The sequence below is a fragment of the Sulfuricurvum sp. MLSB genome (assembly GCF_000747095.1).
Classification (GTDB): Bacteria; Campylobacterota; Campylobacteria; order Campylobacterales; family Sulfurimonadaceae; genus Sulfuricurvum.
On the sequence record NZ_JQGL01000116.1, the window covers coordinates 26,313 to 37,048 of the forward strand.

General features: G+C 49.0%; 10 protein-coding genes. 3 read left to right on the forward strand and 7 right to left on the reverse strand.

Annotation, left to right across the window (positions count from 1 at the left end; genetic code table 11):
- Positions 1–29: 29 nt before the first annotated feature.
- Positions 30–911: a glycine--tRNA ligase subunit alpha gene (glyQ, locus tag JU82_RS08345; RefSeq protein ID WP_037949326.1), complete on the reverse strand. Its 882-nt coding sequence runs from the start codon at positions 909–911 to the stop codon at positions 30–32.
- A 130-nt stretch (positions 912–1,041) separates the two neighbouring features.
- Here glyQ and JU82_RS08350 point away from each other — a divergent pair, with 130 nt between their 5' ends.
- Positions 1,042–3,306 carry an ABC transporter substrate-binding protein gene (locus tag JU82_RS08350; protein WP_037949328.1) on the forward strand — a complete coding sequence of 755 codons (2,265 nt, stop codon included), beginning with the start codon at positions 1,042–1,044 and terminating at the stop codon, positions 3,304–3,306.
- On the opposite strand, the gene JU82_RS08355 is transcribed toward JU82_RS08350, so the two are convergent.
- The 5 genes from JU82_RS08355 to JU82_RS08375 form a co-directional block, all read right to left on the reverse strand.
- Positions 3,303–4,160: an ARMT1-like domain-containing protein gene (locus JU82_RS08355; RefSeq protein ID WP_037949330.1), complete on the reverse strand. Its 858-nt coding sequence runs from the start codon at positions 4,158–4,160 to the stop codon at positions 3,303–3,305. The genes JU82_RS08350 and JU82_RS08355 overlap by 4 nt on opposite strands.
- On the reverse strand, positions 4,157–4,639 hold the full coding sequence (locus JU82_RS08360; RefSeq protein ID WP_037949332.1) for a DUF3972 domain-containing protein: 483 nt from the start codon (positions 4,637–4,639) through the stop codon (positions 4,157–4,159). Before JU82_RS08360 ends, JU82_RS08355 begins: the two co-directional genes overlap by 4 nt.
- 211 nt (positions 4,640–4,850) lie before the next feature.
- Complete coding sequence (purE, locus tag JU82_RS08365; protein ID WP_037949334.1) at positions 4,851–5,345, reverse strand: 5-(carboxyamino)imidazole ribonucleotide mutase; 495 nt, start codon at positions 5,343–5,345, stop codon at positions 4,851–4,853.
- A 20-nt stretch (positions 5,346–5,365) separates the two neighbouring features.
- Positions 5,366–6,658, reverse strand: a complete 1,293-nt coding sequence (locus JU82_RS08370; protein ID WP_037949336.1) for a peptidase U32 family protein — start codon at positions 6,656–6,658, stop codon at positions 5,366–5,368.
- Between the two features lie 137 nt (positions 6,659–6,795).
- Positions 6,796–7,494, reverse strand: coding sequence for a hypothetical protein (locus tag JU82_RS08375; RefSeq protein WP_037949338.1), 699 nt, complete (start codon positions 7,492–7,494; stop codon positions 6,796–6,798).
- A 68-nt stretch (positions 7,495–7,562) separates the two neighbouring features.
- Here JU82_RS08375 and JU82_RS08380 point away from each other — a divergent pair, with 68 nt between their 5' ends.
- On the forward strand, positions 7,563–8,342 hold the full coding sequence (locus tag JU82_RS08380; protein WP_037949341.1) for a histidinol-phosphatase HisJ family protein: 780 nt from the start codon (positions 7,563–7,565) through the stop codon (positions 8,340–8,342).
- A 72-nt stretch (positions 8,343–8,414) separates the two neighbouring features.
- On the forward strand, positions 8,415–9,845 hold the full coding sequence (gene glnA / locus JU82_RS08385; RefSeq protein WP_037949342.1) for a type I glutamate--ammonia ligase: 1,431 nt from the start codon (positions 8,415–8,417) through the stop codon (positions 9,843–9,845).
- A 184-nt stretch (positions 9,846–10,029) separates the two neighbouring features.
- On the opposite strand, the gene JU82_RS08390 is transcribed toward glnA, so the two are convergent.
- The coding region (locus JU82_RS08390) for a phosphoenolpyruvate carboxykinase (ATP) (RefSeq protein WP_037949360.1) at positions 10,030–10,736 on the reverse strand (707 nt) is incomplete at its 5' end.

A 10,736-nucleotide genomic window follows, 5' to 3' on the forward strand; every position in this document is an offset into this window, starting at 1 on the left:
ATATGCGGGAGAAGCGGGGAAAATTCAGATCAAGCCTTCACGCGCTTGACCCGTTCCTCTTCCTGCTCTTTGTACAGCTCCGCACACCCTTTGGCGAGTTCGCGGATTTTGAGGATGTAGTTGGCCCGTTCGGTGACCGAGATCGCTTTGCGTGCATCGAGGGTGTTGAAGGTGTGGGAGGCCATCATGCACAGGTCGTACGCAGGGAGCGGGAGACCGGCTTCGAGGCACCGTTTGCACTCGGCCGCTTTGGCTTCAAATTCGGCAAAAAGCATCGCGGTGTCGGCGATTTCGAAGTTGTATTTGCTAAACTCGATCTCCCCTTCTTTGTGGATATCGCGGTAGAGGGTTTTGCCGTATTTGTTTTCGCTCCAGACGATATCGAATACCGTATCAACGCCTTGGAGGTACATGGCCAGCCGCTCGGTTCCGTAGGTGATCTCGACGGCGACGGGATCGCAGGTGACCCCTCCGACTTGCTGGAAGTAGGTGAACTGCGTCACTTCCATCCCGTTAAGCCATACTTCCCAACCCAGACCCCAGGCACCGAGGGTCGGAGACTCCCAGTTGTCCTCGACGAAACGGATGTCGTGATCGGCAAGGTTGAGTCCCAGGTATTCGAGACTTTTGAGGTAAAGCTCCTGAATGTTTTCGGGACTCGGTTTGATCAATACCTGAAACTGGTAGTAGCTTCCCAGACGGTTCGGGTTTTCGCCGTAGCGCCCGTCCGTAGGGCGACGGCTTGGGGCGACGTAGGCTACCGACCAGGGCTGAGAATCCAACGAACGCAAAAAAGTAGCCGGATGGAACGTCCCCGCACCGGCCGCGACATCGTAAGGTTGTACGATGGCGCACCCTTGTTCATTCCAAAATTGTTGCAGTTTCAATAGCAAATCACCAAACGTTATCATAAATCATCCCGCGAAAAAATTTACGCCATTATACCAAAACCGCACGCCATAACTTGTTTGCGCCGCAAAGCGGTTCTTAATACAATAACATCTATCATAAAGCCACTAAAATCATTAAAAGCAGGCACTTATGGTCCGTTTCTGGATACTTTTCATTGCCGGCATGGCTCTTTTGTACGCCCAAAAGCCCCTTGAAAAAGTTTCATTGCAGCTTCAGTGGGCCGATCAATTTCAATTTGCGGGATATTATGTCGCCAAAGAAAAAGGCTTTTATCGAGATGCCGGGCTTGATGTAGAGATTGTCAAATTCGATCCGAAAAGACTGGTCGTCGATGAAGTAACGGAAGGCCGTTCCGAATACGGAATCGGACGATCTTCTCTTTTGGTCGATCGGATGAGCGGCAAACCGGTCGTTGCCCTTGCCGCTATTTTTCAAAGTTCCCCGTTTGTCCTTCTCTCAAAAAAATCGGCCAATATCCGTACCCCGCGTGATTTGATCGGTAAACGCATCATGATGACCCAGGATTTTCAGGATACTATCGCAATTCGCGCAATGATCAATTCGCAGGGGATGCGGATGGAGGAGTTGAAATTCATCGAGCACAGCTATAATCCGCTTGATATCGCCAACGGCAAAACCGATGTCATGGCGTGTTACGTTTCCAATGAACCGTTTGTGCTTAAAGAAAAAGGGATTGAGACGAATATGATCAATCCCGAACAGTATGGATTCGATTTTTACAGCGATATCCTGTTTACGACGGAGCAAGAGATCCGAGCTCATCCTGACCGTGTCCGTGCATTTGTGACCGCAACTCTCAAAGGGTGGCGGTATGCGTTTGCCCATATCGACGAGACGGCACGGCTGATCGAAAAGCATTACAACACTCAGCGTAAATCACACGAAAGTCTGGTGTATGAAGGTCAAATCCTCAAAAGCCTTGCTTATCACGAAAATAAGCCGCTCGGAGCTATGGATCTGGATAAATTCCGGCGGATTTCAGACATTTACAAGGTGATGGGGATTCCTCAGGATGAGGAGCGGTTACAAAGCTTTGTATACGAGGATAATTCCCGAGTCACGATCCCTTTAAGCATAGAAGAGCGTGCTTTTTTGCAGATAAAAAACATACGTTATGTATCGACGTTGAGCTGGCCTCCGTTTAATTTCCGTTCGGAAACACAGCCGGAGGTCTTAACGGGAATAGCGAACGATTTTTGGTCTTTGATCGTTCAGCGCAGCGGTATGGAAGCCACTTTTGTCCCTGCTCCTACATGGAACTGGGTATTGGATGCGATTAAAACCAAAACGGCTGATGTGACACTCGGAACGTCGATTTCTTCGGACAAAGAGCCTTATGCTCTTTTTTCCAAGCCCTACGCCTCGTTTCCGAATGTCATCGTGACCAATAAAAAGATCGATTTCTTACCGGGGCTTTCGGCTCTGGAAGGGAAAAAGGTAGCTATCGGAAATAGCTACAGCGTTGCGGATTCGGTGGCAAAACAGTATCCCAAGATTCATATCGTCGGAGTGGACGATACCCGTGAAGGGTTGAAGATGCTCAGCTCCGAAAGAGTGGATGCGGTGATCGATATCCTGCCCGTAGTGGCGTATCTCATGAATGAATATCATTATGTGGATTTGAAAATATCAGGAACGACAGAGTTTATGTTTGATGTTCGGATGATGATTCGAAACGATTATCCCGAGCTGAAATCGATAATTGACAAAGGGATCGATTCGATCACGCCCTCAGAACGACAGAAAATTTTTAATCGCTACATTGCCGTGACCTATGAAGATCGTATTGACTATCGTTGGGCTTACGGAATCGGTTTCGGTGCGGTTTTGATTATCGCCATTTTTATGTACCGTCAATTCGAGTTGGGGAAATATAACCTCAAATTGCTTCAGATGGCATCTACGGATCCGTTGACCAAGCTTCCCAATCGGATCAAGACGGATGAAAAACTGGCAGAATGCCACGCCTATTATCAGAGAAACCGCAGGCCTTACGCGGTTATTGTTGTCGATATCGACTGGTTTAAGCGGGTGAATGATACCTATGGCCATCTGGTGGGTGACAAGACGCTTGTCAGTATTGCGCAGATTCTGCGCGGTCATATCCGGGAGACCGACACCGTCGGACGATGGGGAGGAGAAGAATTTATCATTATCTGTCCCGAAACCGACGCTGAGGGTGCGCATCAGGTGGCATTGAAAATCCAGTCCATCATCAATACGTTTGACTTTGAGGCAATTCACACGTTGACGTGCAGTTTCGGCATCAGCGAGTGCCGAGGCGACGATCGGATCGAGAGTGTTGTGGGACGGGCAGATAAGGCATTGTATCAGGCCAAGGAAGAAGGACGTAACCGGATCTGCGTTCTTTAGTCGAAACGGCAGACGATATCGCCGATTGCTCTTCCAAGCGAAGCGGCAACGACGCTGCATTTGACCTTAAGAAGAAAGCATATTCCGTTGCGGCGAAGCGGAGTCATACATTCGTAGTTTCCCATACCTTTGGCGATAATCACATCGGCGGTATCGAACAAATGCCGTGCCTCGGACGTTGCAAGTTCATAGACAAATCCCGGAGTCGGAACACCGCTGTCGCACAGCGTACAGATAGCGTTCATATCGGCTTCAAGCGCTTCTTTCATTGTCACGTCGTTGATAATCGGATTGCCTCGAACCGCATAGGTGATCTCTAGGCGGGGATAGAGCTTTTTGAGGGTTTCGATGGCGAGCGCGTCAAAAATGTGTTCCCCCGCATTATCCCCGATATAGAGCAGTGTTTTTGCCTTTTCCAATGCCTTTCGCAAAGGTTCTGAATCGTCCGAGGCAAACGGCGTATCAAAGACCGATGCGATAGCATCGTGCAGATCGAAACTCACTTCTGCGGCCAGATCGATGACATTGCCGACAACCGCCGTTTTGAGCGTTGCGATCAACGGATCGTTGCTGCGTTCGATCATTTCCCGTAAATAGGGGAGGTATTCGCGTGCCTGTTCGGTAGCATGGTTTTTTTGTTCGTCGTAGAGATCGGCTTTTCCCGCTATCTGCGCCATTGCTTCGTACAGCGGTGCGGCCAGCACAGGCGGCGACAACGTAAAATCGGCGTGTTCAAGCTTGGTGTCGACATAGCCGGTAATCTTGGCATGCAGCGTTTCGTCTGCCCGGATTGCATCGCATACCCTACGGCTCTGGGCGGCAATGCACCCTATACATTCGGGTTGAATGGTCACGCTTTTTCCGCACCGTATTCGTCGATGACTTTACCCCACATCAGCTTGTACTTGCGGCGCATGAACTCCACTTCTTCCTGAGAAAGGCGAAGCTGCTCGGTGAGGGTGGCGATGGTTTTGCGGTCTTCTTCATACAGTTCCTGCAAGGATGCCAGTGCTTCCTTGAGAAAGTCATTTTCATTTTTGATCGATTCGATCGTCTCTTCTTTGGCGATAAGCACTTTTTCGTGGAGGTTGATAATCGTTCCGATTGTTTTTTCGACGAAATTGGCGCCCATCGTCACGTCGGCCTCGGATGCGCTGAGCTCATGCAGCGTGGAGGGGACGATACCGGCCATCCCCTGACCCGGATCGATGAAAACTGTTCCGTCTTCGACAACGGTGGTGAGCTTGCCCCGGACGATCAGCGTTTCGACTTCGCTTCGATCCATTTGTGCCAACCGTGCGTATTCGTCGATACTTATCCAATGCCCCTGCATGCTTAACCGCCTGTTTGTATGTTGTTACGGAAGTTTAGCAAAAAGTGTACCGAAAAGCTGATGCGGTTAGCAGAAGGGGAAAAACATAGCGTTAGCGTAGATTTCAAGGACAGTTTTTCTCCCGTATCCGAAAGATATGGGACGTTTCAGGGGGTTGTAGGGACATTTGCCCCTGCCACTTTCCGGGCTTTGCCCGGAAAGTGCATGACACTTATAGTATGGTCTCGATTTCGAGAGAATCCATTTCGACTTTTTTTGCTTTGGAGATACGGTCTTCCTGAAGCTTCATACGGAGTTCTTCGTTCTCGAGCGCCATGATCTGCATCGCAAGGTACGCTGAATTGATGGCTCCGGCCTTCCCGATGGCGACGGTTGCAACTGGCATCCCCGCAGGCATCTGTACGGTTGAGAGAAGAGCGTCGATACCGCTCAGCGCCGATGCGCTCATCGGAACGCCGATAACCGGTTTAATCGTTTTGGACGCAAGCACACCGGCCAAATGGGCTGCCATGCCGGCGGCTGCGATAAAGACCTGTGCCCCTTTGGCTTCGGCTTTGGCAATGTAATCCTTGGTACGCTCAGGGCTGCGGTGGGCCGATGAGATGATCAGTTCATACTGAACGCCGAACGCTTCAAGCGTCTCCGAACACGATTTCATAACGTCGAAATCGCTTTTGCTTCCCATAATGATCGATACAAATTTCAAGTAATGCTCCTGTGTTGGTTTTAATGTTTTGTAACGGTGCCCATATCCTCGGTAGCGGGGATACGGAAAAAGGTAAACGGCGGCAGTTTGGAAGGGAGGGTAAAACGGTTGAGATTGCCGCTGTGAACCTGATCCCACACCTTACCGCTTTCAGCCAGGAGCTGTTTGAACGTAATGTTCCATTGGCCGTTTTCTTCCCAAATGGTACCGATTTCGTTGTCGACGGCTTCTATCGCCGAGCCTTCGGGGAACACTAATTCCATCGAATCACCGGGAAACGTTTTATATTTGCATTCGAAATATTTTCCGGTGTCATCGACAAGCCCGCTCACCTGATGGGAACCCATCATCATCGACCAATCAAGATTTTGGGTGTCGTGTTTTTCAAACGGGCGGTTGATCAGATACGCGTCGGTAAAGCCGCGGTTTTGCATGGTGTTCAGTTCGCGCTGATAGGCATCGCCGTCGAATTGTCCTGCGTAATAATCATCGATTGCCCGGCGATATACTTTTGCGGTAATGGCGGCATAATACGGGGCTTTGGTCCGCCCTTCGATTTTGAGCGAATCGATGCATCCCGCGTCGAGGATCTCTTTGATGTGCGAAGCGAGATTAAGATCTTTGGAATTCATAATGTAAGTGCCGATTCCCTCGTCTTCGACGAGTTTGAACAGGGTCCCCGTTTCGGGATTGGCGGCATACATCTCATACGGAAATCGGCAGTCGTTGGCACAGCTTCCGCGGTTGGGAACCCGCCCGCTTTGCAAGGTCGAGATCAGACACCGTCCGCTGTAGGCAAAACACATTGACCCATGGACAAAAACTTCGATTTCGAGGTCGGGGAGTTCGGCTTTGATCTGCACCAGGTCTTTGAGCGAAATTTCCCGTGCGGCTATGATTCGGCGTGCTCCCATATCGTAATAGACTTGTGCGTCGAGAACGTTCATGACGTTGGCCTGAGTCGAGAGATGCAGCGGAATATGGGGCGCGATCTGATGGGCAAGTTTGAGTACCCCCGGCGTTGCAACGATGAATGCATCGGGCTCGAGCGAAGCCATCTGGGCAATGTGCTCTTTGAGAAGCTTCAACTGCGAATTAAACGGGAATCCGTTGATAGTGACGTAGACTTTTTTTCCGCGCGAATGGGCGTAGTCGATCCCCTCTTTGAAACTCTCCATATCGAACTCTTTGCCCGAGCGGATACGGAGCGAAAAATGGCTGACGCCGCCGTATACGGCATCCGCGCCGTAATCGATCGCGATTTTGAGCTTTTCAAGATTTCCCGCAGGGGAGAGGAGTTCGACTTTTTTCAATGATTTTCCCGTCTGTAAAATAGTGGGGGAATTTTATCTTAAAAAAGTTATTCGTAGGATGAAAGTTTGGGGTTACTTTTTTTAGGAGCAAATGGGAAGTGAAACCGGCACGGCAAACCGTGCACGCGCCAAAAAATTTATTTTTTTCCGAACGACGCCAACAAGGCTTCGATATCATCGCTGCTGACGACTTCTTCCGTCGTTGTATCTCCGGGGAGATGGACTGCGGAAGTGACCCGTTTGGAATCGTCGATTTTACCGGCAAAAAGGTGGTTCATGTAGGTTGAAAGGGCCCGCATTACGTTGATGACACGCTCGATTTTCTGGCGATGGATATCCTGATACTGCATGATGTCCATGACGTTCATGATGGTGTCGCCGCCGTTTTGAAGCATCTCGAGAATCGCATCCGCTTCTTCCACCGCGTCCTGATTTTTCGTCAGCTGTGTTTTAAATGCTTCCACATGCGGAAATTTAGCGGCAAGCGTTTCGAAAAGTTCGATATTGCTTTGAATAACGGCATTGACTTTTTTGATCTGTTTTTCACCGTCACTGAGATCATTGCTGATCGTTTCGATCAAATCAAAAATTTCGGTTGCTTTTTGCTCACTCTCTTTGGTAACGTCATCGAGCTGATGGACCATTTTATTGTCATCCGTCGGCGGCGGCGGGGGCCAGCTGCTCATAGCAGAAACCCGATAACCGTTCGGATCCGGTTCTTCAGAGGGAGCATCTTCGCTCTCTACGGCATTCGTTTGGGGAAGTTCATGCTCTTCGAACCCTTCGTCCAAATCCATATCGCCGTTCATCAATGCGTCTAGCTCTTCTTGCGTCATAGCGGTAACCTCAACAAAAAATTGCACTATAATATCATGATAAATCTTTATTTTTCAGATGAGGGGCCATGAAAGTTGATCTTCACAATCATACGGCGTTATGCAACCACGCTACGGGCACCGTAGACGAATACGTAGAGGCCGCTATTGCGTGCGGAACTCAGTATTTCGGCTTTTCCGATCATGCCCCGATGCATTTTGACCCTCAGTATCGAATGAGCTTTGATGAGATGGCACAATATGAAGCGTGGGTGTATGATGCACAGGAACGCTATAGCGACAAAATTGCCGTTTTGATGGGATATGAGGTCGATTTCCTTCCGGGCTATATGGATGAGCAGGTGCTGGAACGTTCCTGTGATTATCTCATCGGAAGCGTTCACTTCATCGATGAATGGGGATTTGACAATCCTGAGTTTATCGGCCGTTATCAGAGGGCAGATATTGACGCGATCTACCGACGCTATTTTGAATTGGTGGAAACGATGGCCAAGAGCGGCCGTTTCGATATCGTAGGGCACTTGGACTTGCTAAAAGTGTTCAAATACCTCCCCAAAACGGACATCCGTTTTTTGGCTCGCGATGCCCTCAAAGCGATCAAGCGGGCGAATATGGTCATCGAAATCAACGTTGCAGGGTGGCGCAAGCCCATTGCGGAAGCCTATCCTTCTCCGTCATTATTGGAAGAAATCGCCGAATTGGAGATTCCGATCACGTTCGGATCCGATGCTCACCGCCCGGATCAGGTCGGTTTGTACAGCGATGAGGTTGAAGCCGTTGCGAGACAATACGGCTATACGAAATGTGCGCTCTATCGGGGTCGGGACCGCGAATTGATTAAATTTTAATCACCTGTTTTTGTCTCATTTAGGGGTTATTTCGGTATACTGCGTCACTTTAAAATATTTCAGGAGAAATGCATGGGTAAATTCGTAAACAGCGTAGACGAGTTTTTCAGTTTTTGTAAAGAGAACGATGTACAGTTCGTTGATTTCCGCTTCACCGATATGAAAGGGACATGGCACCATGTGACCTATCGCATGAGTGCGGTTAACGCGGGTCAATTTGAAAACGGTCTTCCGTTTGACGGTTCGTCAATCGATGCATGGCAGCCGATCAACCGTTCGGATATGCTTTTGAAACCGGACGCTCCTTCAGCATTTATGGATCCGTTCACCGCTGATCCGACCATTGTCGTATTCTGTGACGTTTACGATATCTACAAAGGTCAAATGTACGAAAAATGCCCGCGTTCTATCGCTAAAAAAGCGCTTGAGCACCTTGCTAATGCCGGTGTCGGCGATGTTGCGTATTTCGGTCCTGAAAATGAATTCTTCGTATTCGACGATGTCAAAATCCGCGACGAAATCAACTGCTCTTATTATGAAGTTGACACCGAAGAAGGTGAATGGAATCACGGCAAATCGTTCCAAGACGGCTACAACACGGGTCACCGCCCCGGAACAAAAGGGGGATATTTCCCGGTAGCTCCGACCGACACAATGGTCGATCTTCGTGCAGAGATGATGATGGTACTTGAGCAAGTAGGTCTCGAAGTTGTCCTCGGTCACCACGAAGTTGCTCAGGGTCAAGGTGAAATCGGCGTTGTATTCGGCACTCTTGTCGAAGCGGCGGATAATGTTCAAAAACTCAAATACGTTATCAAAATGGTTGCCCACCTGAACGGCAAAACGGTTACCTTTATGCCGAAACCTCTTTACGGAGATAACGGAAGCGGTATGCACGTTCACCAATCAATCTGGAAAGACGGCAAAAACACGTTCTATAAAGAAGGCGGTTACAGCAACTTGTCTGAAACGGCACTTCACTATGTCGGCGGTATTTTCCATCACGCGCGTGCGGTTGCAGCATTTACAAACCCGTCAACCAACTCATACAAACGTCTTATCCCCGGATTTGAAGCACCGTCAATTCTGACGTACTCAAGCCAAAACCGTTCTGCTTCTTGCCGCGTTCCATACGGTGCGGGTGAAAAAGCGACACGTATTGAAATGCGTTTCCCGGATTCAACTGCATGTCCGTACCTTGCGTTTACGGCGATGCTTCTTGCCGGTCTTGACGGTATCAAAAACAAAATGGTACCGGTAGGACCGATGGACGAAGATTTGTTCGAACTCAGCCTTGACGAGATCCGTGAAAAAGGTATCCCGCAGATGCCGCATACGCTCCGCGGTTCACTCGAAGCATTGATTCGTGACAACGAGTTCCTCAAACCTGTTATGACAGATTTGTTCATTGACACATATCAGCATTACAAATTCGAAACACAAGTATGGCCTTACGAAGCTCGTCCGACTGCGTTCGAGTTCAAAACTACCTACTCTTGCTAATTTCTCGCGCAGGGCTTTGAGGCCCCGCACGTTTTCTCGCTCTTCTTTTATTCTATATCGCTTCTAAAGTTCCAAGCCGATTGATTTTTATTGATTTATTCTGAGAGATATTTTTTCTAAAAAAGCGTGCGTACTTTTCTTCGGGAAAAAGAAAAGTACACGGATGGAGAGTAAGAAAAAAGAATTAAGGGAGTTGCGGGCCGGCTGTAGAATAATCGAAGTCGCTGTTGGCATTGCCGATGTATTTTTTGAAGTTTTCGATGAACATAGCAGCCAGTTTATCGCGCTGGACCAGGTAAGCGTCTTTGTCTTCCCATGCGTTGCGCGGATTGAGAATGACGGGATCAATACTGCCAAGTGTTTTTGGAATATGAAAACCGAACGTATTGGTCGTATCAAATTCGCTTTCACGGATAGAACCGTCGAGGATTGCATTGATGCACGCACGGGTATCTTTGATGCTCATCCGTTTTCCGACACCATATCCGCCGCCGGTCCAGCCGGTATTTACAAGATAGACGTTAACGCCGTGCTGGTCGATTTTTTCACCCAAAAGTTTGGCATAGACTGTTGGATGCAGCGGAAGGAACGCTTCACCGAAACATGAGCTGAACGTAGCCACCGGTTCGGTGATCCCGCGCTCGGTTCCGGCAACTTTGGCAGTGTAACCGCTCATGAAGTAATACATTGCCTGCTCTTTGGTCAGTTTGCTTACCGGAGGGAGTACGCCGAACGCATCGGCAGATAGGAAAATGATATTTTTCGGGTGCGGAGCCTGAAGGCTGGGCTGATGGTTTTCGATGTGCTCGATCGGGTAGGAAACACGCGTATTTTCGGTTTTTGATCCGTCATGGTAATGGACGTTGCCGTCTTCATCAAACACAACGTTCT